Here is a 22670-nt window from a genome sequence, read left to right as displayed (position 1 = left end):
GCGCGCCGGGCTGGCGACGCCGATATCAGCGTCTTGTCGCCCTTCCGCGCGGGGGCCCGCAGCGAAGTCGCTCGCGTATGATGTGAGCCGCTTCCGATCCGTTGCTCCTTCCCGTTTCGCCGCCGTGCCCGCAATGCCCGACCCGCTGCCCGCCCATTTCCTGCTGTCTTCGTTGTTGATCTTTGGTCTGGGCGGATTGCTGGGCGCCGTAGGCGGCCTGTTCGGGATTGGCGGCGGGCTGATCGCGATCCCCGCGCTGGGGCTGCTGTTCGGCATGGACCAGCAGCTCGCCCAGGGTACGGCACTGGTCATGATCGCGCCGAACGTGCTGATCGGCTTCTGGCAGTACCGGCGGCGCGCGGACATTGCGCTGCGCACGGCGCTGGTGCTCGGGCTCAGCGCCGTGCTGGCCACCTACTTGTCGGCGCGCGCGGCCACAGCCATCGATGCGCAACTGCTGCGCCGCGTGTTCGCCTGCTTCATGATCGGCCTGGCGCTGTATTTCCTCTGGCGCCTGCTGCCGGGGCGGGCGGCCACCGTGCAGCACGCACGCGTCTCGCCGCGCTGGATGCCACTTGTCGGTGTGGTGGGCGGTGCGTTCTCGGGCTTCTTCAGCGTGGGTGGCGGCGTGGTCGCGGCACCGGCGCTGGTCGGCCTGTTCGGCATGCGACAGGCGGCCGCACAGGGGCTGGCGCTGGCCCTGGTGACGCCCGGGGCCGTAGTGGCGCTCGCCACCTATGCGCACGCGGGACACGTGGACTGGGCCTGCGGCATACCGCTCTCGCTGGGCGGCATGCTGACGATCTCGTGGGGCGTGGCGCTGGCGCACCGCATGCCCGAGCGGCGCTTGCGCGCCCTGTTCGCCCTTTGCCTGATCGCAACGGCCTTGGTAATGCTGGTTCGCGGTTGACGCGCTGGCTGCGCGCGTCAGGCGGGGCTGGCCGGCCTACTTCCGGAACACCAGCATGAAATTGTTGGCCGGCATGGCCACCGGCGCGTCGCAGCGCATGCCCTGCGCCTCGCCCAGTGCAATCACGTCCTCCATGTCGCGCACGCCCCAATCGGGGTCCGTGGCCCGCAACTGCGCGTCGAACGCCGCATTGCTCGGCGCGGTGTGCGCACCGCCACGCTGGTAGGGTCCGTACAGGACCAGCACGCCGCCGGGCCCGAGCAGCCTGCCGGCGCCGGCAAAGAGCGCCTGCGCCGCCGCCCACGGGGAGATGTGGATCATGTTGATGCAGACCACGGCATCGGCCGCGTCGATGCCCCACGGCTGCGCGCAGACATCCAGCGCCAGCGGGGCGCGCACATTGGCCACGCCGGAGTGCGCGATCCAGGCGGCGATCGACGCGCGCGCCGCGGCGTCGGGGTCGCTCGGCTGCCAGGTCAGCCCCGGCAGCGCCGCGGCAAAGTGGACCGCGTGCTGGCCGGTGCCGCTGGCCACCTCCAGCACCGTGCCATTCGCCGGCAGCACATTGCGCAGCACGGCGAGGATCGGCTCGCGGTTGCGCTCCGTGGCCGGTGCCATGCGGCGGGAATCGGGGTCGTGGGTCATGGATATTCCTGCGCGGGCATCGCGGCGAGAGATGGGCTGGGCGGGACGGAGCGGGACTGAGCGTGAGTAAGCGGACTAAGCGCTCAATCAGCCCTGCTCCCAGGCGCTGCACCAGCCGGCGGCCGCCACCTCCTTGTCGCCGAACAGGACGCAACCGCCCGCGGCGCTGCCCTTGTCGCCCTGATAGAGCTGGCAGTTGGCGCAGGTCTGGCTGGTCTTGTGGCCGGGATACTTCTTCGGGTCGACCTTGGTGGTGTCGGCCTTGTAGCCGAGCTTCTGTGCCTGCGGCTCCTGCTCGCCGAGCACGGCCGCGCTGACCGGGAGGCTGCCGAGCAGTCCGGTGACGGCCACGCCGCCGGATAAGGCGAGCGGCAGGTATCCAAGAAAGCGGCGTCTGCACGGCATGGCAGTCTCCTCTGAGGCGGGGCACGGCGGCATGTGCCTCCCGCATGGCGCAGAGGTTACTGCGGATTGCAAGGCCGGTGCAATGCCTGGCGTGATCTTCCGGCGCGACCTGCCGGCGCGACCTGCCGGCGAGCCTACAGCTTGAACTCGCCTACCACGCCCTGGAGCTGGTGGGCCTGGTCGGCCAGCGATGCCGAGGCCGCGGCGGCCTGCTCCACCAGCGCCGCGTTCTGCTGCGTGACGGCGTCCATCTGCGCCACGGCCTGGTTGACCTGCTCGATGCTGCTGCTCTGGTCGCGCGAAGCCACCGAGATCTCGCCCAGGATGCCCGTGACGCTGCGCACGGCCTGCTGGATCTCCTCCATGGTCTGCCCGGCCTTGTCGACCAGCACTGCGCCGCCTTCGACCTGCCTGGCGGAATCGCCGATCAGCACGCGGATTTCCTTCGCGGCGGTGGCGCTGCGCTGGGCCAGCGTGCGCACCTCGCCAGCCACCACGGCGAAGCCGCGGCCCTGCTCGCCCGCGCGCGCCGCTTCCACGGCGGCATTGAGGGCCAGGATGTTGGTCTGGAAGGCAATGCCTTCGATCACCTGGATGATCTCGACCACCTTGTTCGAACTGGCGCTGATCGCCTGCATGGTCTGCACCACGTCGTTGACCACCACGCCGCCGCGCTCGGCAATCTCCGATGCACTGGCGGCGATGTCGTTGGCGGCATGCGCGCGCTCGGCGTTGCGGCGGACCATATCGGTCAGGCTGCCCATGCTCGACGCCGTCTCCTGCAGGGTGGCCGCCTGCTCCTCGGTGCGCTGGGAGAGGTCGGTATTGCCGTCCGCGATCTGGCGGGAGGAGTCTGCAATCGAGTCCGTGGAGCTCTTGATCCGGCTCACCAGGTCCGTCAGGATGTCCTCCATCTTACCCATGCCGCCGAGCAGCCGGCCGAATGCGCCGCCCTGGTCGGTATCGAAGTCCTGGCTGAGGTCACCCGCGGCCACGGTCTCGGCGATGTAGACGGCGTCCGCCAACGGGCGCTCGATGCCGGCAGCCAGCCAGAAAGCGCCGGCAATGGCCGCTGCCAGTACCGCCAGGCCGAGGCCCAGCATGGTGTAGCGCGTCGCGTCGCTGCCCTCCAGCTGCGCCAGGCCCGTGCCGATGGCGGCGCCCGCCAACAGCACGACCAGCCCGAAGGTTGCGCCCAGGCGGGCCCGGATGGTCAGATTTGCCTGCGACATTGCGGTTCTCCCCCATATTGGAATGTCTGTTCTTGATGGTCTGCCGTTGGAGTATCGGCAGTAATGCGCGGAGGTTTAGGAATGGAGGAGTTGGGGAAATCCCGAACGACAATCCAGTCATGAAAGCCGCTGGCATCCCGGAAACTCGGCGACCCAACAAAAAAAGGCGGGCCGCAGCCCGCCTCCGATTCGCCTTGCCCGACCGGTCAGGCCTTGGCCAGCTTGATGCTCGATGGATCAGCCGTCAGGTAGCCGACCGCCGCGCCGGCACGATCCTTGTAGTTGGCGCGCACCAGCGGATCCAGCGTCGCCTGGACCTTGGCGTGCAAGCTGCCCCAGTCACCGGCGTGCTGGAAGTTGCTCATGATGTAGGTCCAGCCGTTGATTTCATCCACCGCGTGCAGGCCGGTGGCTTCGGCGCCGGCGGGCGTGGACAGCAGGCGCGAGAGCTGCCTCGTGTCCACGTTGTAGGCCCACAGGAAGTTGTTGACGTGCTGGCCGCTGTCCTCGCCGATGAACAGCGTGCGCAGCTTCTCCGAGAACTTCAGGTTGTCCGGGTTGGCGATCCACTCCGGGTCGGCCGTATTGCCGAGCACGTCGCCCAGGATGTCGTGGCCGTTGAGCAGGCCCTTGGTATGCACCGGCACCCATTCGCTGTTGATGGCGTCGCCGTCCAGGTCCTTCTGGCCACCGTCGAGCTTGTGCTGCATCACCGCGCCGGCGTTGAGCGCCTTGTCGACCGAGATGCCGCTCTGCGCGTTCCAGCCCTTGCTGTTGTTCAGGACCATCGAGTCGACAACGTTCTGCAGCGCGGAATAGGCGACCTTGTCCTTGATGTTGACCGTGGTGCCTTCCATCTTGGTAAAGCCCATGCTGCCGCCCTTCAGGTAAGCATAGCGGTGGGTTTCCAGGAAGGCCGCGGCCTTCTCCATGCCAGGCTTGAGGCGAACCCAGTTGGCCTTGCCGCCGAGGAAGATCTTGGTGTAGCTCACGTCGGCCGGATCGGTGGTTGCCACATCCATGATATCGGCCGGCGCCGTCGACTTGGCCAGCGCCTCGATCTCGGCGCTGGTGGCGTGCCCCAGCTTGACCCACGTCAGGTCGGCGCCCGCCGCGGACGGATCGATCGAGAAGCCCGCGCCCACCTTGGCCACGTACAGCGTGCCCGCCGACAGGTCCTTCTCCTTGTCGGCCACGAACATGAACAGGCCGCTGTTGGTGGCATCGTCGCCCATCAGCACGGTGCGATTGTCCGGCATGACCTGCACCAGCTCATGCGAGATGCGGCCCAGGCAGTAGTGCTTGCGGATCGAGCCCGTCCCGTCGGCATTGACCGTCACCTCCGGCAGGTGGCCGTAAAGGTAGGGATTGGCCGCGGTCTCGCTGCCATAGAGGTTCTTGCTGTAGGCCTTGAACTGGCTGTTGCCTGCGATCGTGAACGCGTCGGGCTCGTACTCCTCGCTCGACAGGTGCGTGTTCCACGGCGACAGGCTGGCGCCGCAGGTAATCCACAGGCCGTGCGCCGGCGAGGTGTCCACGTTGTGGTACTTGACCAGCGTGAGCTTGCCGGTGGCCGGGTCCTGGTCCAGCGTCAGCACGGCGATCGGCGACGGCAGGCGGCCATAGGTATCGGCGCCCGACTGGTCGCGCGTGTTGTATTCGAACTGCACCACGGCAAACACCGTGTTGCCCTTCACGCCGCTGACCTTGGCGCCTTCGATCCTGAGCAGCGAGGTGCCGTCCGGCGCGTCGGAGTAGAACTGGCGCTCCTTGCCCGCCACCGACGTGTCGACGATCGGCTGGTTGTTGATGTCGTAGTAGCCGCCGGCCAGGATGGTGCCGCCCTTGCCGTCCGGCACCATGTCGCCGGTCACGAAAAACGGCTGGTAGGCCAGCTTGAAGGTCTGGCTGCTGCCGTCGCTGAAATTGACCTTCAGGCCCGAGCCCACCGTGGTCGTGGCCATCGCGGCCGGGCTGGCCAGCGTCGGGGCGCTCATGCCGGTGAATTCGGCCGTGGTGAATGTGGCGCTCGGGCCCGGGTTGGGGGTGGGGTTGCCGGCCGGCGCGGCAATGGCGTCGTCGCCACCGCCACAGCCCACGAGCAGGCCGGCCGAAGCCAGGCCCAGCGGCAGCATCGGCGCACCGGCGAGGAATTTCAGCGCCTTGCGGCGCGAGGCGTCAGGTTTGTCGAACATGTTCTTTTCCGGGGAAGGTGGTGGCGGCGCGTCAACGCGACGCCGTCTGCTTGTCATCAAAATCAGACATGGCGCGGCGGCCGCGCCCTCGTCGCTGCGCATCCTATGGGCCCTATGTGACAGGAAGTTGACGACGGACCACAAAGCCAGCTCCGACCCAGCCGGCGGCGGCGCTGCGGTAGACTTCCGTTTTTGCCGTAGTCGGCAGGCCGCCTGGCCGCCCAGCAGATTCCGCTTGCCCACCTATACCCTCGCCACCCCGGTCGAAGCCGAACTCGAGATCCGCAAGAGCCGCTTCCTGGCCCTGGCGATTCCCGTGCCGGATCGCGACGCCGCCATGGCCGTGCTGCAGTCGCTGCGCGCGCAGCACCCGACCGCCACGCACGTGTGCTGGGCACTGCTCGCGGGTGGGCAGTCGGGCATGTCGGATGACGGCGAGCCCTCCGGCACGGCCGGGCGGCCGATCCTGGAGGTGTTGCGCCACCATGACCTGGACGGCGTACTGGCCGCCGTGGTGCGCTACTACGGCGGCGTCAAGCTCGGTGCCGGCGGGCTGGTGCGCGCCTATACCGATGCGATTGCCGCGGCGCTGAAATCGGCGGAACGGGTCGAGCGCATCGCCTACGCCGAACTGACCGTGGAGGTCGACTACGCCGACGAGCCGCGCGTGCGCCGCTGGCTGGACCAGTCCGCGCAGGACGGCTGCACGCTGGCGGACACCGCCTACGGCGCCCTGGCGCGGCTGGTGATCCGCCTGCCCGCCACGCAGCGCGACGCCGCGCTGGCGGCATTGCGCGACGCCACGCACGGGCGCGCACAGTTTCCGCAGACCGACGATGACGGCCCCTCAGACTGAAACCGGCAAGGTCCCGGTGGACGAGCAGGCCGAGTTCAGCGCGCGCGTGCTGCCTGCCGGTGCCACCTTCGCGGCGCCGGCGGCCCTGAGCCTGCTCGAGGCGGCGCTCCTCGACGGGCTGGCGCTGCCCAACTCCTGCCGCAACGGCACCTGCCGCGCCTGCGCCAGCCGGCTCCATGCGGGCGCCATCCGCTATCGCATCGAATGGCCGGGGCTCAGCCCGGACGAGAAGGACGACGGGTGGATCCTGCCTTGCGTCGCCTGCCCCGTCAGCGATGTGGTGATCGAGCCAGGCAAGCTCGAATAGGCGGTTGGCCGCTTGGCGCTGCCGGCCCGGCCGCCACCGTCACCGGTCCGCAAAGAAACGCAACGCGATCCGCAGCGCATCGGGTCCGCGCGGGTCCGAGAATGCCTGTGCCGCCGGACCGCCACTCCACGCATGCCCCAGGCCCTCGATCCTGACGAGCCGCACGCAGGTCTGGCCTGCGACCATCCAGTCGGAGACCTCGGCCGGCAAACGCTGCCCGCGCTGCACGCGGCGCGCGGGCGCTACGGCCAAGTGCGCCGCGGGTTCAGGCAACAGGTCCAGCCACAAGCGCGCGGCGGTCATGGCATTGTCGAATGTCACCACGGCATCCGCGTCGCCATGCAACAGCAATAGCGGCGGCAGGCGCCGCCCGGCCAGCCACAGGCGCATTGCCTGGCGCGCCGCGGCGTCAGGCGCGCGGCTGCCGCGCATGGCCGCGGCGGCCTGGGTCGCGTTGCTGGCGCTGTAAGGGACCGCCCCCGAATGCGAGCCGATGGCGACAAAGCGCTGCGGATAGCGCAGGCCCAGCATCATCGCCATGACGCCACCGGCGGACAGCCCCATCACGCTGACGCGCTCCGGCCGCACCGGATAGCGTTCGCAGACATGGTCGATCATGGCCATCAGCAGCGCAGCCTCGGCGCCGCCGCGGGTGCCGGGACGGAACCAGTTCCAGCAGCGTTGCGCGTTGGCCTGCGACGACTGCTCCGGCAACAGCACCACGCAGCCGGCGTCACGCGCCGACGCCGCCGCGCGCGTGACCGCGGCAAAGCTCGCCGCGTCCTGGCCGCAGCCGTGCAGCAGCACCAGCATGGGCGCGCGCCGCCTGGCCGTCAGGCCCGCGGGAAGGAAAATGCGGTAGTGGCGCTGCGCGAGCGGGCCGGCTCCGGCCGTGCCCGCTTCCCAGCGCCCGCTGCCACGGCTCTGCGGCGCCGGCACCGGAGACGCTACGCCGGACAACGCGCGCTGCGTGGCCCTGGCCACCGCCGATGACTGCTTCACGGCGTTGCGCACGATGGCATCGGTCATCGGTTGCGTGACTGTCTGGTTCAGCGTCCGGTTCAGCGCCCGGGTCATCTCGCGCCCCATGCGCCGGGCCTGGCGCGTGGCGGTCTTGCCCAGCGCCGTCCATAGCCGTGCCGTGCTGCTGCCGCGGCGTCCCATGTGGCTGGCCTCCCGTCCGGATTCCGTTGACGGGGTCGATTGTGTCAGGCTTTGCGGTCAGCCGCGCATGCGGACCGGGACCTCACAGGCCGCGCAGCGCCAGTTCGCCGCCCAGCACCAGCAAGCCGCAGAAGAACAGGCGGCGGAAGCGCTCGGCGCTGATGCGGTGGCGCAGCCACTGGCCGATGAACATGCCGCCCAGCGCCGGCAGCAGCGCCAGCACCGACGCGCCCAGCACGGGCAGATGCAGCAGCGCGCCACCCATGGCCAGGCTGACCGCCAGCGCGACGGTGGAGACGGTGAACGACAGGCCCAGCGCCTGGACCATGCTCTCCTTGTCGAGCCCGAGCCCCTGCAGGTAAGGCACCGCGGGAATCACGAACACGCCCGTCACCGCGGTGATGGCCCCGGTGACCAACCCGGCCAGCGGCCCGAGCCAGCGTTCCGCGCGCGGCGGCACATGGAGCCTGGCCGCAGCCAGCCCGACCAGCGCATACAGCACCAGCGCCACGCCCAGCGCCGCGGTGGCATGGGTCATCATGTGCGCCGGCACCAGCGCGGCGCACAGCCAGGTCCCCGCGCAGATCGCCACCAGCATCGGCCACAGCCGGCGCAGCAACTGCCCGAAGCGCGGGCCGCTGAACAACTGCACCACGTTGGTCACCATCGACGGCGCCACCAGCAGGGCCGCGGCCTGCGCCGGTGGCATCACCAGGCCCAGCAGGCCCACCGCCACGGTCGGCAGGCCCAGGCCGACCACGCCTTTCACGAAGCCGGCCAACAGGAAGGTGAAGCCGATAAAGGCCATCTCGGCGAGCGGCAGGGACATCGACATATGCATCCCCGCTCAGCGCGCGGCGCGGTCATGTACCGCGCGGCTGTCGGCGGGCGCCTGGTCGCGCTCGTCCAGCCCGTAGTCGCGCAGCACCTGCGCCACGCGCAGCCGGTAGCCCGCGAACACGCCGCCGCGTCCGGCCGCCTGGGCCTGGCGATGGTCCTCGGTATTGCGCCACGCCATGACCGCCGCTTCATCGCGGAAGAACGACAGCGACAGGATCTTGCCCGGCGTGGTCAGGCTCTGGAAGCGCTCGACCGAGATAAAGCCGTCGATGGCCTCCAGCGTCGGCCGCAGCTTTGCAGCGAGTTCGAGATAGGTGTCCTTGCGGCCCGGTGCGGGCTCGACTTCGAAGATGACGGCGATCATGGCGGATGTCTCTCTGTGGAAAGGGTCGGGGGCAGCCAGTGTTTCAGTTGAAATGCGGGATGCGCGCATTGTGCGAGGGCCGGTAGCGAAACGCCCGCGCCAGCGCGGCCGGCCGCGCGCCGCGCGCGAGCAGGGCTTCGACCGTCGCGGCGGCAAGCGCCTGCGCGAGCGCATCGCCGGGGCAGGCATGGCGGCCCGCGCCGAATGTCCACGCGCGTCCGCCAGCCTCGCCAGGCGTTGCGCACGAGGCAGCCGCCAGCAGCACGAGCACGGCATCGCCCGCCCTGACCGGCACGCCGCACAGGCATGCGTCAGCGGCCAGGAAGCGGCGTGTATTCTGCACCGGAGGATCCTCTCGTGCCACGCGCGCAGCCAGTTCAGGCAGGTTGCCCACGGCCGTGCCGGCGCGGCCCAGACGAAGCAGCATATTGCCCGCCAGCCCCGCGGAGGCCTCGCACGCCTGCACCATCAGGCCAATGGCATTGGCGGCGACGGCTTCCGGTGCGATGCCTTCCGCTTGCGCCGCATGTCGCAACGCTGGCAGCAAGCCCGGATCTTCGGCTTGGCGTGGCACTTCCGTGGCGGCATGCAGCCATTGCCCGAGCCAGCGCGCCGCGTCGGCGCCTGCCGCGACATCGCCAGCCGTGGCCAGCGGCGACTGCGCCGCGGCGTAGGCGGCCACGCGCGCGGCCACGGCCATGGCATCGGCCCCGGCGCGCACCGGCAGGCCGAGCAGGTCGGCCACGGTAACGACGGGCAGCGTGAAGATCCAGCGGTTGACGGCGGCGCCGGTGTCCGGCGCCATGCCGGGCAGCGCATCGAGCGCGGCCGCAAGCATGGCCGCGCGCGCCACGGCGGCATCAGTGCCGATGGCCGCCATCAATCGCAGCAGGATCGCCTTGAGCGGCGCATGGGCCGCTCCGTCATTCATGCGGATCAGGCGTCCGAACAGTTCGCCCGCCGCGCTGCCGGCAAGCGCGGGCGGCACCGGCTGGGCCGCCGGACGCACGCGGCAATCAGCGTGCGCGAGCACGGCAGCGACCTCGGCGGGCGCCGCGGCCACCCACAGCCCCAGCCGTTCATCGAAGCCGAACGGCCGCTGCGCAGCCAGCGCGCGGTAGTAGGGATAGGGATCGGGATGGGTGACGGCTTCCAGCGGGTCGGCGGGCATCATGGCGTGACAGATTCGGCGGTGGTCCGATCAGCCACCCGCGCCGACAGGCTTGCGGGCAGCGACAGCGTATGACGAATCTTTGCACCGTCCCGTGCGAAGAAGCTTCGCGGCGACATGAAATGTCGAATGCATAAGCCCCGGCGTGACAGCCGGGGCTCGGGTACTGGTTTGGGTACCGTCTCTGTACCGCTACACCAGGCCAGGCAACGGCGCGGCGGCGGCGACCAGGTCCTGTGCGCGCAGCGCCTGCCAGAACGCCCGCGGAATTTCCGCTTGCGCGAGCGCCAGGTTTGCGGCGATACGCTCCGGCCGGCTCGCGCCCGGGATGACCGCCGCCACGGCGGGATGCGCGAGCGAGAACTGCAGCGCGGCGGCGCGGATATCCACACTGAACTCCGCACACAGCCCGCGCAGCGCCTCGACACGCGCAAGGATTTCCGGCGTCGCCTTTTGGTACTCGTAGTGCTCGCCCCCGGCCAGGATGCCCGAGTTGTACGGCCCGCCCACCACGATGCCCGCGCCACGGTCCGCGCAAGCGGGCATCAGTTCGCGCAGCGCATCGGCGTGGTCGAGCAGCGTATAGCGGCCGGCGATCAGGAAACCGTCGGGGTCGGCCTGCTGCAGCGCCATTTCGCATGGCTCGACGCGGTTGACGCCAAGGCCCCAGGCCTTGATCACGCCTTGCTCGCGCAGCCGGGTCAGCGCTGCGGCGGCACCGGTCATCGCCGTCTGGAACACGTCGCGCCAGGCATCGCCGTGAAAGTCCCTGGCCGGGTCGTGGATCCAGACGATGTCGAGGCGATCGGTCTTCAGGCGCTTCAGGCTGGCTTCGATCGCGCGCTGCGTGCCGTCGGCGCTGTAGTCGTAGACGATCTTGTTGGGCAGGCCGTGTTCGAACAGCCCGCCCTTCTCGCCGAGGTCGCGGCTGGCGGTGTCTTCGGTCTCGTCGAGTACCAGCCGGCCCACTTTGGTGCTGAGCACGTACGCGTCGCGCGGGCGGTGCTGCAACGCGTTGCCGAGCCGGATCTCGGCCAGGCCCGCGCCATAGAGCGGCGCGGCGTCGAAGTAGCGGATGCCCTGCTCCCAGGCGGCGTCGACGGTGTCGAGCGCTTCCTGTTCGGGGATGTCGCGGTACATATTGCCCAGCGGCGCGGTACCGAAGCCGATTTTCGTCGGTATGGAAATTCGCATGGTTGTGATGGATTGGATCGTGGAGCGCGGCTCAGGCGTCGGGGCCTGCCAGCTCAGTCAAGGGTCCCTGCATCCGGTAGAAGGTCTGGTCGGACGCCGTGAAGAACGCCATGGAGCGGCCGTGGGTGAAGTCGTCGACATGCACCACGGTCGCGCCGTCGGCTTCCTGCCACGAGATCGCATAGACGCCTTCGGCGATCTCGCGCATTCGCAGCGCGATTCGCCGCTGGCGCCCGCATACGGGCCGGAGACGATCGCGTAGCGGAGCGACTGCCCGTCTTCCGCGTAGACGTTGTGCGCGGACAGGCCGTCGTAGTCGACGCGGAAGCCGCGGCCGGCGAACGGCGGCTTGCTGAGAGGGTTCTGGGTCATCGGTCAGGCTGCCTTGGCGGTCAAGCGCGGATAGTCGGTCAGGCCGCGCGCGCCGCCGCCAAACAGCGTGTCGCGGTCATGCGGGGTGAGCGTGGCGCCGGTGCGCAGGCGCTCCGGCAGGTCCGGGTTGGCGACGAACGGGCGGCCGAACGCGATCAGGTCGGCCCAGCCCTCGTCCAGTGCTGCCTGCGCGCGATCCGCGGTGTACTTGCCCGCGTAGATCAGCGTGCCCGGATAGACCTGGCGCAGCCGCTGCTTGAAGGCGACGGGCATGTGCGGCGCGTCGTCCCAGTCGGCTTCGGCGATGTGGATATAGCCCACGCCGATCTCGCCAAGCCACTTCGCGGCAGCGGTATAAGTGGTCTCCGGATCCGCATCGACGCAGCCGTTGAGCGTAGTCAGCGGCGCCAGCCGGATGCCGACGCGGTCCTTGCTGCCCGTGCCTTCGATCAGCGCCTGCGCCACTTCGCGCAGGAAGCGCAGGCGATTGTCGAGCGAGCCACCGTATGCGTCGGTGCGGCCGTTGGCCCCGGAATCAATGAACTGGTTGACGAGGTAGCCGTTGGCCGCATGCAGTTCGACACCGTCGAAGCCGGCCGCCATCGCGTTGCGCGCGGCCTGCCGGAATTCGTCGACGATGCCGTGGATCTCTTCGACCGTCAGCGCACGCGGCTGCGACGCCTGCACGAAGCCGGGCGTGCCGTCGTGTTCGGCCACGAACACGTTGACACCGTTCGCCCGGATCGCCGATGAGGACACCGGCGCCTGCCCGCCGAGCAGGCTGACGTGGCTCAGCCGGCCCACGTGCCAGAGCTGGGCGAAGATGCGTCCGCCCGCCGCATGCACGGCGCTGGTCACCTTGCGCCAGCCTTCAACCTGCGCCGGCGAGTGGATGCCCGGGGTCCATGCATAGCCCTTGCCAAGCGGCGAAACCCAGGTGCCTTCGCTGATGATCAGGCCGGCACCGGCACGCTGTGCGTAGTACTCGGCCATCAGCGCATTCGGAACGTCGCCGGGCTGGCTGGCGCGCGAGCGCGTCATCGGCGGCATCACGATGCGGTTCGGCAGCGCCAGGGTGCCGAGGGAATGGGGCTGGAACAGCGGGTTGCGCGTATCGGACATCATCGCCTCCCTCAGTCCCACACCGGGGCCAGGCCCTCGGGGCTGACCTCGCGGCCGTTGCGTTCCAGCGCGGCGATCTGCGCCATGTCGTCGGCGTCGAGCTTCAGGTCGCGCGCCAGCAAGTTGCCGGCCAGGTTCGCGCGCTTCGTCGACGAAGGAATCACCGCGTAGCCAAGCTGCAGCGCCCAGGCCAGCGCAACCTGCGCCACGGTGGCATCGTGCTTCGCCGCAATCTGCGCGAGGACCGGGTCCTTCAGCACCTTGCCGTAGGCCAGCGTCATGTACGAGGTCACGGTGATGCCCTGCTCCTGCAGGAACGCGGTGAGCTTGCGGCTCTGCAGGTAGGGGCTCAGTTCGATCTGGTTGGTCGCGATCTCGCCCTTGCCGACCACGTCGATGGCCTGCCGGGCCAGTTCGATATTGAAGTTCGAGATGCCGATCTGGCGCGTCAGCCCCAGCGACTTCGCCGCGGCCAGCGCTTCCATGTACTCGCGCAGCGGCACGCCGTTGCCGGGGGCAGGCCAGTGGATCAGCGTCAGGTCGGCATGGTCGGTGCGCAGCTTGTCCAGGCTCTCGCGCAGGCTCGGCACCAGCTTGTCGGCAGCGTAGTTCGCGGTCCAGATCTTGGTGGTGACGAACAGCGCGTCACGCTTCACGCCGCTTGCGGCGATGGCCTGCCCGACCTCGGCCTCGTTGCCGTAGATCTGCGCGGTATCGACGGCGCGGTAGCCGACGTCCAGCGCGTTGCGCACGGAATCGACAGCCGCGTGGCCGGTCAGGCGGAAAGTGCCGACACCAAACGAAGGAATGCTCATGGGGTAACTCCTGGTACAGGGGCAAGAGAAGACTTGCAATGGACGCAGTGTGCCGGCTTTACATTTGCAAATTAAGCCGTGTATAAGTCAAATTCATTTGATTTGAAATCAACAATGAAAACGACCGTCGACGAACTGCTGGCCTTTGCGGCCGTCGTGGATACCGGCTCGATCACGGCCGCCGCGGAACAACTCGGCCTGACCGTGTCGGCGACCAGCCGCACGCTGAGCCGGCTGGAAGAGAAGCTGCAGACCACGCTCCTGCGCCGGACCACGCGGCGCCTGGAACTGACGGAGGAAGGGGCGGCGTTCCTGGCCCATGCGCGCACCATCCTCGCCATGGTCGATGAGGCGGAAGAGCAGATGGCGGCACGCCGCATGCGCCCGGTGGGTCGCCTGCGCGTCGACGCGGCCACGCCGTTCATGCTGCATGTGCTCGTGCCGCTGGTGGAAGGATTCCGCGCGCAATTCCCGGAAGTGGAACTGGAGCTGCAATCGACCGAAGGCATCATCGACCTGATCGAGAAGCGGACCGACGTGGCATTCCGCATCGGCGCGCTGAAGGATTCGACGCTGCATGCGCGGCCGATCGGCACCAGCCGCGTGCGCGTGCTGGCCAGCCCCGCATACCTGAAACGCCACGGCACGCCGACCAAGCCGGCCCAGCTCGCGCAGCATGCGCTGCTGGGCTTCAGCCAGCCGGATTCACTGAATGACTGGCCGCTGCGCAACGACGACGGCAGCATCGTGCACATCAAGCCCGCCATTGCGTCATCGAGCGGCGAAACGCTCAGGAGCCTGGCGCTGGCCGGGCTGGGCATTGTCTGCCTGTCGGACTTCATGACCCGCGACGATCGCCACAGCGGCCGGCTGGTGCCGCTGTTCGGCAGGCAGACGCTCGATGTGCGGCAGTCGATTAATGCCGTCTACTACCGCAACACGGCGCTGGCGTCGCGCATCACGTGCTTTGTCGATCATGTGGTCGGCGTGCTTGGCAAACAGCCGTTCGACGAATAGGTGTGCGCCAAAGTCGTCCGGCGCCGGATTCGACCGCAAGCATCGGAGTGCCGGCCGCCGCGCCGCTCCTTACACTGGCATCACGCGACAACGCTGTGAGTGAGCCATATGAAGGCGCAAAGCATCAAGACCGCCGCCGGCGACATCAAGACCGGGATCGCCTGGGAGGATGTCGCGGCATCGCTCGATGCCCATGGCAATGCCGTCCTGCCGGGCATCCTGACGCCGGAACAATGCACGGAACTGGCCGCGCTGTACGACCGCGATGACATCTTCCGCTCCCGTGTCGTGATGGCCCGCCACGGCTTCGGGCGCGGCGAATACAAGTACTTCGCCTATCCGCTGCCGCCGTTGCTGGAGCGGCTGCGCCGCGCGCTGTACGCGCCGCTGGCGGAGATCGCCAATCGCTGGAACCGGCAGATGCGCGTCGATGTGCAGTACCCCGATACGCTGGACGCTTTCCTCGACCAATGCCACCGTGCGGGCCAGACGCGGCCGACGCCGCTGATCCTGCAATACGGCGCAGGCGACTACAACTGCCTGCATCAGGATCTGTATGGCGCGCACGTGTTCCCGCTGCAGGTCGCGATCCTGCTGTCCGAGCCGGGCCGGGATTTCGCCGGCGGAGAGTTCGTCATGACGGAAAACGCCGGACGCAGCCAGCGCGCCGATGTCGTGCCGCTGCGGCAGGGCGACGCCGTGGTGTTCACCGTCAACGAGCGGCCGGTAGCGGGCCTGCGCGGCGGTACGCGCAAAGTGGCGATGCGCCATGGCGTCAGTGTCATCCGCAGCGGCAGGCGCCATACGGTGGGACTGATCTTCCATGATGCGCAGTAGCGTCGCCGGTCGCTCCTACTGCGCGGCGATGTAGGTGCCGAGGCCTTCGGCAAGCGCATCGAATACCGTGCGGCATGCAATGCTGTGGCGCAGGTTCTCGTGCATGGTGATCCAGGTTTCGAGCCGCATCGAGAACTTGCGAGGCAAGACCCGCCGCAGCACCGGCTGCCTGGCCGCCAGCCCGGTCTGGCAGATCCCGATGCCGGCGCCGGCCCGGATCAGCGACAGTTGCGCGACATCGCTGTCGGCACGCAGCGCGAACGCGGCGCGCTCAGGCCACGGCAGCGAGCGCGCCGCCTCCCGGATGAACGGCGTGGACTGGTCGTAGCCGATCAGCGCATGGCGGCGCAGCGCTTCCAGGTCTCGCGGCATGCCGTGGCGCGCGAGGTAGTCCTCATGCGCATACAGGCCCAGTTCGATGGCGCCGACCCGGCGCGCCACCAGTTGCTCCTGCACCGGGCGCTGCATGCGCACCGCGACGTCGGCTTCGCGGCGCAACAGGTCATGGATGCGGTTGCTCAACACGAGTTCGATGACGAGCGCCGGATGACGCGCGCGCAGCGCGGCCAGCACGGGCGGCAACACTTCAATGCCAACCACCTCGCTGGCCGAGACGCGCACGGTTCCCGCTACGTCCCCGCCCGCACCCGTGACCGTGCGCTCCATGGCGGCGGCCGTGCTTTCCATGGCCTCGGCGTAGTCGCGCAGGATCAGGGCGGCCTCGGTGGGCAGCAGGCCCGATTGCGAGCGCGTGAACAGGATGGCGCCCAGATCCTGTTCGAGCGTGTCGATATGCCGGCCCACGGTTGGCTGCGACAGCCCCAGTTCCCGCGCCGCGCCGGAAAGCGAGCCGGTGCGAAGTACGCCCAGCAGGCTCCGGTAGAGTTCCCAGCTGATCTTCGATGTCATACGTAAATGTATAGCGTCTCCACATTTCCATCCAATTCCAATTATCCCGGACAACTCCCACAATGCCTGCATGGCAAACGCAGGGAGCAACAGTCATGGCAAACGGAAAGTGCGCGCTGGTTCTCGGCGCAACCAGCGGCATCGGCTCGGAAGTGGCGCGACAGCTCGGCGCGGCGGGATGGCAGGTCCGCGCGCTGCGGCGCGGCGGAGCACCGGCTGGCGCGCAGCCGGGTGCCATCGAATGGGTATCGGGAGACGCCATGCGGCGGCAGGACGTGCTGTCCGCCGCGCACGGCTGCGGCGTGATCGTCCACGCGGTGAACCCGCCCGGCTACCGGCGCTGGCCGGAACTCGTGCTGCCGATGCTCGACAACACCATTGCCGCCGGCCGCGCCGCGGGGGCCACGATCGTGCTGCCCGGCACGGTCTACAACTTCGGGCCGGACGCCCTGCCCGAGCCGGCGGAAGATGCGCCCCAGCATCCCGTCACGCGCAAGGGCGCCATCCGCGTCGAAATGGAGCGGCGCCTGCGGGAAGCGGCCGGGCACGGCACGCGCGTCATCATCGTGCGCGCGGGCGACTTCTTCGGGCCGCAGGCCGGCAACAACTGGTTCTCCCAGGCGCTGGTGCGGCCGGGGCAGGCGGTGCGAACCATCCGGTATCCGGGCGCGTCCGGCGTGGGGCACCAGTGGGCCTACCTGCCTGACGTGGCGAACGCCATGGTCAGGCTGCTGGAGCAGGCGGCGTTGCTGCCGCCCTTCGCCGTATTCCATCTGGCCGGACACTGGGACACGGACGGCACGGAGATGGTCCGGGCCATCCAGCGCGCAGTGGCCCGCCGCGGCGGCCAGTTGCCGAAGGTACGGCGGTTTCCATGGTGGCTGCTATCGGCAGCGGCCCCCTTCGTCGCGACGTTCCGGGAAATGCAGGAAATGCGCTACCTGTGGCGCGAGCCGGTGCGCATGCGTGGCGGGCGCCTGCCCGGTGGCGAACCCCACACGCCGCTCGAGCAGGCCGTGGAAGCCACGCTGAAAGGCCTTGGTTGCCTTGAAACCGGAACCGCTGCCCCTTGCGTTCCTTCACCTCGCTGACGGACGACGCACGACGCCAGCGCGCGGCCCCGGGGGAAAGGTGCGGCAAGTCTGCTCCGGCGGACCTGCCGCGCCCGCAAGCCTTGCGGCTCAGATGACGTTGATCACGACATCGATGTTGCCGCGCGTTGCCTTGGAATACGGGCAGGTCTGGTGCGCCTTCTCCACCAGGGCCCGCGCGGTATCCGCGGGGATTCCCGGCAGGCTGACATTGAGTCGCGCCTGCAGGAAGTAGGCGTCCGCGGTCGTGCCCAGGTCCACTTCGGCATCGACGGCCACGTCGGCTGGAAGCCTGACCTTCAGCGCGCTTGCCGCCTTTCCCATCGCGCCGATAAAGCAGGCTGACCAGCCCGCGGCGAACAGCTGCTCCGGGTTCGTGCCGCCGCCGGCACTGCCCGGGGGCGAGAGCCTGATATCCAGGCGCCCGTCGCTGCTGCGCGACGCGCCGTCGCGTCCGCCCGTGGTGCGGGTCTTGCCGGTGTACAGGACATTTTCGATCTTGGTCATGATGGAATCCTCAGGGTGTGTAAGTGAGTGTGTGGAGTTCGTGTGTTGCGATGCTTCAGGTCTTGCAGTCGTGCCGCGCGCTCACGCGACATAGCCGTCGCGATTGCTGATGAGGGCCAGTGTCGCGCCCGAACCGGCCTGCGCGATTGGCGCGTCGGCGACATAGCCATCGCGATTGCTGACGCGGGCCAGTGTCGCGCCGGAACCGGCCTGCGCGACTGGCGCGTCGGCGACGTAGCCATCGCGATTGCTGACGCGGGCCAGTGTCGCGCCGGAACCGGCCCGCGCGATTGGCGCGTCGGCGGCGTAGCCATCGCGGTTGCTGATGCGTGCCAGCGTGGCGGCTTCCGGTTGCCGCGCACCGTCGAGGAACGGATCCGGCGCGGCGGTGCGGCTGCCGCTGGTGAACGGATCGCGGTCCGCGTGGACTGCGGCTGCCATGGCAATGCCCGCGTCTGCCTGCGGACCAGGGCCTTGCGCGTGCACCGCCTGCATGCCGCTTGCGGCGCCGACAATGGCGGCGATGGAAATGACGTGGCGGGCAAGCTTTCGGGCGTGGATGAGGGACATGCTGTTCTCCTGGGTTTCGGACCACTGCGGCATGGCGCCACAGTGCAACGCCGGGGCAGGGCTGGATCGTTGCTGCTGCCGTCACGTTGATGCACGTATTTAAGGCGGCCGATGTATCGCCGCTGTAGCGGCGGGCCGGCGATGTTGTGAGCCCAGGTATCGGCGTCTCCGGTTGATACACACGCATACAAAGGGCCGGCAGAGATACCCCCGCATGCGACGAACACGCACTTGTTCCGCGATGTACCAACTGCATTGCGCCGCCATGCCTTTATCCGCCGCCGGCACGGCCATACAGTGGCCGGCATGTGCAACAGCCACTTGTCAGGAGGCACCATGTCGATCGAGGAAAAGCTTGCAGCGCGCGGCCTTGCGCTGCCGGATCCGCCACAGCCGCTGGGCAGCTATACGGCCACAAGCCAGGCGGGCGACCTGCTGTTCATTTCGGGGCAATTGCCGCTCAGGGACGGCAAGGTGGTGTGGCAGGGGCAGCTTGGCAGGGACCTGACGCTCGAGCAGGGCAGGCAGGCGGCGGAGCTGGCCGCGCTCAACGTGCTCGCGCAGATCCGCGCGCATGTGGGCAGCTTTGATCGCCTGGATCACATCGTGCGCGTGGAAGGGCACGTCACCAGTGCGCAGGGCTGGCTGCAACAGCCGGCGGTGATCGATGGGGCTTCGGACCTGTTCGCCGAAGTACTCGGAGAAAAGGCCGGCCACGCGCGGGCCGCGTATTCGCACTTCCAGCAACCCGGCAATGCGGCCGTGATCCTGGTCGTCATCGCACAGCTGCGGCGACTGACCGCATCCGCTAGGCGGCGCACTTCTCCATCAGGAAGTCGACGAAGGCGCGCACGCGCCGCGTGACGTGGCGCGCGCTCGGGTAGAGCAGCACGAACGGCCGCGTGCTGCCGCCTTATGCCTGCAGCACCTCGACCAGCGTGCCGTTGCGCAAGTCCTGCTCCGCCACGAACCGATACGTCTGGAACAGCCCGGCACCGCCGCGCGCGAGCGTCGCGCCGCCCAATGCATCTTCCGACGTGCTGTAGGCGTCGCTGGTCGGCACGTCGGTCTCCGCGCCATCCACCTGACGGCCGCCGCACTGAAGCTGCCGAGTTCGGCCGCCAGGCAGAACAGTTCGATGCTGCCAAGCTGAAGGTCGTCGAACTGCCGTTTCATATCGGAAGGTGCCTGATCGGATCCATATCGCTGCCACCGTAGCCTGCTTCGGTTCGCGCCGGACTGGCGGGGGACAGGGCTCGAAACTCGATCATAGTCCCGGATGCGCCACATCGCACGCCGCGCCGGACGCCCGGCATGCCGCCGCCGCGCCGTCGACTTGTTCTCGCGCGGCATAACTGTTTGGTCGCGAGATCTATTTCCCGGCGGCGGCGCCTCGCCTAAATTTTCATCCATCGGTCCCGTCGGTCCGATTGGCAAGACAGCCAGGTCCAATCAAGCAGAGGTCAGAAATGAGTGCTTCACAGAAGGTCGCCATCATCACGGGCGCGTCCCAGGGTATCGGTGCAGAGCTGGTCAAGGCTTATCGCGAGCGCGGCTACCGCGTTGTCGCGACGGCGCGCAGCATCCAGCCATCGGAGGATCCGGACATCGTCACCGTGGCCGGCGACATCGGCGACCGGGACACCGCGCGCCGCGTCATTGCCGCAGCGCTGGAAAAGTTCGACCGCGTCGACACGCTTGTCAACAACGCCGGCCTCTTCGTGGCCAAGCCCTTCACCAGCTATACGGACGAAGACTACGCAGCGGTGACCAGCGTGAACCTGTCCGGCTTCTTCCACATCACGCAGCTCGCGATTGCCGAGATGGAGAAGCGCCGCAGCGGCCATGTGGTCAGCATCACGACCAGCCTCGTGGACCATGCCATCAGCGGCGTGCCTTCGGTGCTGGCCTCGCTGACCAAGGGCGGCCTCAACGCCGCGACGAAGTCGCTGGCCATCGAGTATGCAAAGACCGGCATCCGCGTGAATGCCGTATCGCCCGGCATCATCAAGTCGCCGATGCATCCGCCCGAAACCCACGAGGCGCTTGGCTCGCTGCACCCGGTCGGCCATATGGGCGAGATGCGCGACATCGCGGACGCGGTGCTTTATCTCGAATCCGCGGGCTTCGTGACCGGGGAGATTCTGCATGTGGATGGGGGACAGAGCGCGGGGCATTGAAGGTAAGAGCCATGCCGGAAGGCGCCGGTGTTCCGCCGGCGCCCGTCAGGCACACCACCCCATCCCTCACCGCAAACCCCATCAATCCGCCACCCCCAACCTCCTCACCACCGCCCTCAACGTCAGTCCATTGCAGACAAGATTGGCAAGCACGAACCCCACCGCCACCACGGACGCCATGTGCCGGGCCTCCACCGGAAGTTCCGGCGCGCGCGCCGCGCACAAGGCCAGCACCAGCGTGACCGGCCCCCGCACCCCACCCCATGTAATCACCAGCCGGTGCGCACGCGGCAACGGCGCGCACATGCCGATGCGGCTCAGCAGCGGCAGGCTGCACCCGAGCACGGCCCAGCGGCTGAGCAAGGCGGCGACCAGCACAGCCAGGATCAGGAAGAGGTCCGGCGCACGCAGCTCGCGCAGCATGCCAGGCACGTGCATGGCGGCCAGCAGGAAGACCATTCCTGCCGCCATGCCACCCGTATGCCGCCATAGATCGCGGAACGGTTCATGCTCGGCCGGCAGGCTGGAGCGCCGCAGCAGCGTGCCGGCCGTCAGCCCGGCCGCGACCACCGTCACCACGCCCGAGACATGCAGCCACAGGTCGGCAATCGGATAAAGCAGGCTGGGCAAGGCCAGCGACAACGAGAAGCGCGACAGCGGCGCATGCGGAATGGCGCGGCACACGCGCGCCAGCAACAGGCCCGCCAGCCCGCCCAGGACGCCGCCGGCAAGCAAAGAGCCGAACACGTCGCCAAGCACGGAGCCGTTCATGGCGGCCCCGGGATCGCCGACGATGCGCGCCGTCAGGTGCGAGGCCAGCGCGATGGCCGCCGCGTCGTTCAGCAGGCTTTCGCCCTCGACCAGGCGCACCATGCGCGCCGGTACCCCGCTGCTGCGGAAGAGTTCGATCACGGCAGACGGGTCGGTGGTGCTCACGATGGCGCCCACCAGCAGGCAGACCGCCAGGCTGGCGCCGGTGACGAAGTGGGCCGTCAGGCCGACCATCAGCGTCGCGGCGAACACCGCGCCGATCGCCAGCACAAGGATGGGCAGCAGGTCGCGCGCCAGCGCAGCGGCGTCAGCCTCCAGCGCTGCCTGGAACAGGATGGGCGGCAGGAATAGCCAGAGATACCCGTCAGGCGCGAGCGAGGGCGACAGCAACGGCTCAATGGCGCGCGCGGTGAACGCGGGCGCGTATTCACCGGCCAGCAGATACACCGTGCCGAGCACGATGCCGGCAGCGGTCAGCGTCAGGGCATCCGGCAGCCGCAGCTTGAGGGCGGCCACGTTGCAGGCGGCGATCAGGGCCAGAAGACAGCCGATGCGCAGGGTCAGTTCGACAGAGACTTCCATTGAGCAGGCACGAGCGCCGGGAGGAACGTAGCCTGTCTGACCCACCCACGCGGGCCTGTGTTCGTGCCGATTCGCGAAACGCGTCATTCCGCCGCGCACGGTTGACGCCGTGGCTTCCGGCAGGCCGCGGCGCGTCGAGACGAGCGCGCGGCCTGACGTGACTGCCCGCCGGACTCCGGTCGCGATCAGGCGTAGGCGCCATCCAGATACGGGTCGACCTGGCGGGCCGGCGGCGCCGAGACGCCGCTGCGGTCCATGCCGGCGAGCGTGCGCGCGCCGTCGGTATAAGGATCGCGCCGGTCCTCCACCGTGCGGGCACCTTCGCTGTAGGGGTCGCGCGCGGACTGCACGTCGCGGGCGCCATCGGTATAGGGGCTGGGTGCGGATTGCACCGAACGCGAACCGGCGGTGTACGGGTCGGTCGCGCCCCCGTAGGACAGTCCGGCGGCCTGCGCCCCGGCTGCGGCGGCGACAAGAGTGACGGCGAGAGCGAGACGCTTGACGAGATGAGTACGCATGATTGGCATCCTTAAGAGATTGCGTTGAGATCTGGGCCGTCGCGAATCGCCTTGTTGTCGTTCGCTGCCTGCCACGGAACGTATTTAAGGAGACCG

24 protein-coding genes and 2 pseudogenes are annotated in these 22670 nt (G+C 68.8%); 8 read left to right on the top strand and 18 right to left on the bottom strand.

Annotated elements, in window-relative coordinates; genetic code table 11:
- Positions 1-133 precede the first annotated feature (133 nt).
- The gene (locus KHO22_RS25530) at positions 134-910 is read left to right on the top strand and encodes a sulfite exporter TauE/SafE family protein (protein WP_211949957.1); all 777 of its coding nucleotides are present in this window, start codon (positions 134-136) and stop codon (positions 908-910) included.
- A gap of 36 nt (positions 911-946) precedes the next feature.
- Here KHO22_RS25530 and KHO22_RS25525 read toward each other — a convergent pair whose 3' ends face one another.
- The 4 genes from KHO22_RS25525 to KHO22_RS25510 form a co-directional block, all read right to left on the bottom strand.
- Positions 947-1555, bottom strand: coding sequence for a DUF938 domain-containing protein (locus tag KHO22_RS25525; RefSeq protein ID WP_211949956.1), 609 nt, complete (start codon positions 1553-1555; stop codon positions 947-949).
- Between the two features lie 87 nt (positions 1556-1642).
- On the bottom strand, positions 1643-1960 hold the full coding sequence (locus KHO22_RS25520; RefSeq protein WP_211949955.1) for a high-potential iron-sulfur protein: 318 nt from the start codon (positions 1958-1960) through the stop codon (positions 1643-1645).
- A gap of 134 nt (positions 1961-2094) precedes the next feature.
- Entirely contained in the window at positions 2095-3192 is a 1098-nt protein-coding gene (locus KHO22_RS25515) for a methyl-accepting chemotaxis protein (protein WP_211949954.1), read from the bottom strand.
- Between the two features lie 206 nt (positions 3193-3398).
- Positions 3399-5387: a PhoX family protein gene (locus KHO22_RS25510; protein WP_211949953.1), complete on the bottom strand. Its 1989-nt coding sequence runs from the start codon at positions 5385-5387 to the stop codon at positions 3399-3401.
- 235 nt (positions 5388-5622) lie between these two features.
- Between KHO22_RS25510 and KHO22_RS25505 the strand changes: the two genes are divergently transcribed.
- Both KHO22_RS25505 and KHO22_RS25500 read left to right on the top strand, forming a co-directional pair.
- Positions 5623-6243, top strand: a complete 621-nt coding sequence (locus KHO22_RS25505; RefSeq protein WP_211949952.1) for an IMPACT family protein — start codon at positions 5623-5625, stop codon at positions 6241-6243.
- Positions 6224-6550 carry a 2Fe-2S iron-sulfur cluster-binding protein gene (locus tag KHO22_RS25500; RefSeq protein WP_211949951.1) on the top strand — a complete coding sequence of 109 codons (327 nt, stop codon included), beginning with the start codon at positions 6224-6226 and terminating at the stop codon, positions 6548-6550. The genes KHO22_RS25505 and KHO22_RS25500 overlap by 20 nt, the downstream gene beginning before the upstream one ends.
- A gap of 39 nt (positions 6551-6589) precedes the next feature.
- Here the strand turns inward: KHO22_RS25500 and KHO22_RS25495 are convergent, their stop codons facing one another.
- The 8 genes and pseudogenes from KHO22_RS25495 to dkgB all read right to left on the bottom strand — a co-directional run bounded on the left by KHO22_RS25495 (position 6590) and on the right by dkgB (position 13592).
- Entirely contained in the window at positions 6590-7714 is a 1125-nt protein-coding gene (locus tag KHO22_RS25495) for an extracellular catalytic domain type 1 short-chain-length polyhydroxyalkanoate depolymerase (protein WP_211949950.1), read from the bottom strand.
- Between the two features lie 82 nt (positions 7715-7796).
- Positions 7797-8543: a sulfite exporter TauE/SafE family protein gene (locus tag KHO22_RS25490; protein ID WP_420839652.1), complete on the bottom strand. Its 747-nt coding sequence runs from the start codon at positions 8541-8543 to the stop codon at positions 7797-7799.
- 18 nt (positions 8544-8561) lie between these two features.
- Positions 8562-8918: an antibiotic biosynthesis monooxygenase family protein gene (locus KHO22_RS25485; protein WP_211949948.1), complete on the bottom strand. Its 357-nt coding sequence runs from the start codon at positions 8916-8918 to the stop codon at positions 8562-8564.
- Positions 8919-8961: 43 nt separating this feature from the next.
- The gene (locus KHO22_RS25480) at positions 8962-10092 is read right to left on the bottom strand and encodes a cytochrome P450 family protein (protein WP_211949947.1); all 1131 of its coding nucleotides are present in this window, start codon (positions 10090-10092) and stop codon (positions 8962-8964) included.
- A gap of 189 nt (positions 10093-10281) precedes the next feature.
- On the bottom strand, positions 10282-11283 hold the full coding sequence (locus KHO22_RS25475) for an aldo/keto reductase (RefSeq protein WP_211949946.1): 1002 nt from the start codon (positions 11281-11283) through the stop codon (positions 10282-10284).
- A gap of 31 nt (positions 11284-11314) precedes the next feature.
- Positions 11315-11655: pseudogene (locus KHO22_RS25470) on the bottom strand (MoaF-related domain-containing protein).
- Positions 11656-11658: 3 nt separating this feature from the next.
- Positions 11659-12780, bottom strand: coding sequence for an alkene reductase (locus KHO22_RS25465; RefSeq protein WP_211949945.1), 1122 nt, complete (start codon positions 12778-12780; stop codon positions 11659-11661).
- An 8-nt stretch (positions 12781-12788) separates the two neighbouring features.
- Positions 12789-13592, bottom strand: coding sequence for a 2,5-didehydrogluconate reductase DkgB (gene dkgB, locus KHO22_RS25460; RefSeq protein WP_211949944.1), 804 nt, complete (start codon positions 13590-13592; stop codon positions 12789-12791).
- A gap of 114 nt (positions 13593-13706) precedes the next feature.
- Here dkgB and KHO22_RS25455 point away from each other — a divergent pair, with 114 nt between their 5' ends.
- Positions 13707-14609, top strand: coding sequence for a LysR family transcriptional regulator (locus tag KHO22_RS25455; protein ID WP_211949943.1), 903 nt, complete (start codon positions 13707-13709; stop codon positions 14607-14609).
- A gap of 108 nt (positions 14610-14717) precedes the next feature.
- Complete coding sequence (locus KHO22_RS25450) at positions 14718-15446, top strand: 2OG-Fe(II) oxygenase (protein ID WP_211949942.1); 729 nt, start codon at positions 14718-14720, stop codon at positions 15444-15446.
- Positions 15447-15461: 15 nt separating this feature from the next.
- On the opposite strand, the gene KHO22_RS25445 is transcribed toward KHO22_RS25450, so the two are convergent.
- Positions 15462-16355 (bottom strand): LysR family transcriptional regulator, encoded by an 894-nt coding sequence (locus tag KHO22_RS25445; protein WP_211949941.1) that lies wholly within the window; start codon positions 16353-16355, stop codon positions 15462-15464.
- 95 nt (positions 16356-16450) lie between these two features.
- On the opposite strand from KHO22_RS25445, the gene KHO22_RS25440 reads away from it, so the two are divergent.
- Entirely contained in the window at positions 16451-17446 is a 996-nt protein-coding gene (locus KHO22_RS25440; RefSeq protein WP_211949940.1) for an NAD-dependent epimerase/dehydratase family protein, read from the top strand.
- A gap of 90 nt (positions 17447-17536) precedes the next feature.
- Here the strand turns inward: KHO22_RS25440 and KHO22_RS25435 are convergent, their stop codons facing one another.
- Positions 17537-17953, bottom strand: coding sequence for an organic hydroperoxide resistance protein (locus KHO22_RS25435; protein WP_211949939.1), 417 nt, complete (start codon positions 17951-17953; stop codon positions 17537-17539).
- Positions 17954-18034: 81 nt separating this feature from the next.
- Positions 18035-18523, bottom strand: a complete 489-nt coding sequence (locus KHO22_RS25430) for a hypothetical protein (protein WP_211949938.1) — start codon at positions 18521-18523, stop codon at positions 18035-18037.
- A gap of 336 nt (positions 18524-18859) precedes the next feature.
- On the opposite strand from KHO22_RS25430, the gene KHO22_RS25425 reads away from it, so the two are divergent.
- Complete coding sequence (locus KHO22_RS25425; RefSeq protein ID WP_230427018.1) at positions 18860-19387, top strand: RidA family protein; 528 nt, start codon at positions 18860-18862, stop codon at positions 19385-19387.
- Here the strand turns inward: KHO22_RS25425 and KHO22_RS25420 are convergent.
- A pseudogene (locus tag KHO22_RS25420) lies at positions 19332-19610 on the bottom strand (LysR substrate-binding domain-containing protein); the annotation flags it as partial. The gene KHO22_RS25425 and the pseudogene KHO22_RS25420 overlap by 56 nt on opposite strands.
- A 382-nt stretch (positions 19611-19992) precedes the next feature.
- Between KHO22_RS25420 and KHO22_RS25415 the strand changes: the two are divergent.
- A complete protein-coding gene (locus tag KHO22_RS25415) occupies positions 19993-20703 on the top strand; it encodes an SDR family NAD(P)-dependent oxidoreductase (protein WP_211949937.1) in 711 nt (236 codons plus the stop codon).
- 81 nt (positions 20704-20784) lie between these two features.
- Here the strand turns inward: KHO22_RS25415 and KHO22_RS25410 are convergent, their stop codons facing one another.
- Positions 20785-22056 carry a cation:proton antiporter gene (locus KHO22_RS25410; protein ID WP_211949936.1) on the bottom strand — a complete coding sequence of 424 codons (1272 nt, stop codon included), beginning with the start codon at positions 22054-22056 and terminating at the stop codon, positions 20785-20787.
- A 185-nt stretch (positions 22057-22241) separates the two neighbouring features.
- Positions 22242-22574: a hydroxyquinol 1,2-dioxygenase gene (locus KHO22_RS25405; RefSeq protein ID WP_211949935.1), complete on the bottom strand. Its 333-nt coding sequence runs from the start codon at positions 22572-22574 to the stop codon at positions 22242-22244.
- Between the last annotated feature and the right edge of the window lie 96 nt (positions 22575-22670).

It is taken from the genome of Cupriavidus yeoncheonensis, assembly GCF_905397275.1.
Taxonomy (GTDB): Bacteria; Pseudomonadota; Gammaproteobacteria; order Burkholderiales; family Burkholderiaceae; genus Cupriavidus; species Cupriavidus yeoncheonensis.
The sequence above is the reverse complement of the archived record's forward strand: the minus strand, read 5'-3'. Positions and strand labels throughout refer to the sequence as shown.

Coding starts and splice junctions, on each gene's coding strand:
- KHO22_RS25405 (WP_211949935.1), bottom strand. CDS start 22,574: ATGCGTACTCATCTCGTCAAGCGTCTCGCTCTCGCCGTCACTCTTGTC.
- KHO22_RS25410 (WP_211949936.1), bottom strand. CDS start 22,056: ATGGAAGTCTCTGTCGAACTGACCCTGCGCATCGGCTGTCTTCTGGCC.
- KHO22_RS25430 (WP_211949938.1), bottom strand. CDS start 18,523: ATGTCCCTCATCCACGCCCGAAAGCTTGCCCGCCACGTCATTTCCATC.
- KHO22_RS25455 (WP_211949943.1), top strand. CDS start 13,707: ATGAAAACGACCGTCGACGAACTGCTGGCCTTTGCGGCCGTCGTGGAT.
- KHO22_RS25510 (WP_211949953.1), bottom strand. CDS start 5,387: ATGTTCGACAAACCTGACGCCTCGCGCCGCAAGGCGCTGAAATTCCTC.
- KHO22_RS25445 (WP_211949941.1), bottom strand. CDS start 16,355: ATGACATCGAAGATCAGCTGGGAACTCTACCGGAGCCTGCTGGGCGTA.
- KHO22_RS25485 (WP_211949948.1), bottom strand. CDS start 8,918: ATGATCGCCGTCATCTTCGAAGTCGAGCCCGCACCGGGCCGCAAGGAC.
- KHO22_RS25500 (WP_211949951.1), top strand. CDS start 6,224: ATGACGGCCCCTCAGACTGAAACCGGCAAGGTCCCGGTGGACGAGCAG.
- KHO22_RS25475 (WP_211949946.1), bottom strand. CDS start 11,283: ATGCGAATTTCCATACCGACGAAAATCGGCTTCGGTACCGCGCCGCTG.
- KHO22_RS25425 (WP_230427018.1), top strand. CDS start 18,860: ATGTCGATCGAGGAAAAGCTTGCAGCGCGCGGCCTTGCGCTGCCGGAT.
- KHO22_RS25495 (WP_211949950.1), bottom strand. CDS start 7,714: ATGGGACGCCGCGGCAGCAGCACGGCACGGCTATGGACGGCGCTGGGC.
- KHO22_RS25520 (WP_211949955.1), bottom strand. CDS start 1,960: ATGCCGTGCAGACGCCGCTTTCTTGGATACCTGCCGCTCGCCTTATCC.
- KHO22_RS25435 (WP_211949939.1), bottom strand. CDS start 17,953: ATGACCAAGATCGAAAATGTCCTGTACACCGGCAAGACCCGCACCACG.
- KHO22_RS25490 (WP_420839652.1), bottom strand. CDS start 8,543: ATGTCCCTGCCGCTCGCCGAGATGGCCTTTATCGGCTTCACCTTCCTG.
- KHO22_RS25530 (WP_211949957.1), top strand. CDS start 134: ATGCCCGACCCGCTGCCCGCCCATTTCCTGCTGTCTTCGTTGTTGATC.
- KHO22_RS25515 (WP_211949954.1), bottom strand. CDS start 3,192: ATGTCGCAGGCAAATCTGACCATCCGGGCCCGCCTGGGCGCAACCTTC.
- KHO22_RS25480 (WP_211949947.1), bottom strand. CDS start 10,092: ATGATGCCCGCCGACCCGCTGGAAGCCGTCACCCATCCCGATCCCTAT.
- KHO22_RS25415 (WP_211949937.1), top strand. CDS start 19,993: ATGAGTGCTTCACAGAAGGTCGCCATCATCACGGGCGCGTCCCAGGGT.
- KHO22_RS25525 (WP_211949956.1), bottom strand. CDS start 1,555: ATGACCCACGACCCCGATTCCCGCCGCATGGCACCGGCCACGGAGCGC.
- KHO22_RS25465 (WP_211949945.1), bottom strand. CDS start 12,780: ATGATGTCCGATACGCGCAACCCGCTGTTCCAGCCCCATTCCCTCGGC.
- KHO22_RS25450 (WP_211949942.1), top strand. CDS start 14,718: ATGAAGGCGCAAAGCATCAAGACCGCCGCCGGCGACATCAAGACCGGG.
- KHO22_RS25440 (WP_211949940.1), top strand. CDS start 16,451: ATGGCAAACGGAAAGTGCGCGCTGGTTCTCGGCGCAACCAGCGGCATC.
- dkgB (WP_211949944.1), bottom strand. CDS start 13,592: ATGAGCATTCCTTCGTTTGGTGTCGGCACTTTCCGCCTGACCGGCCAC.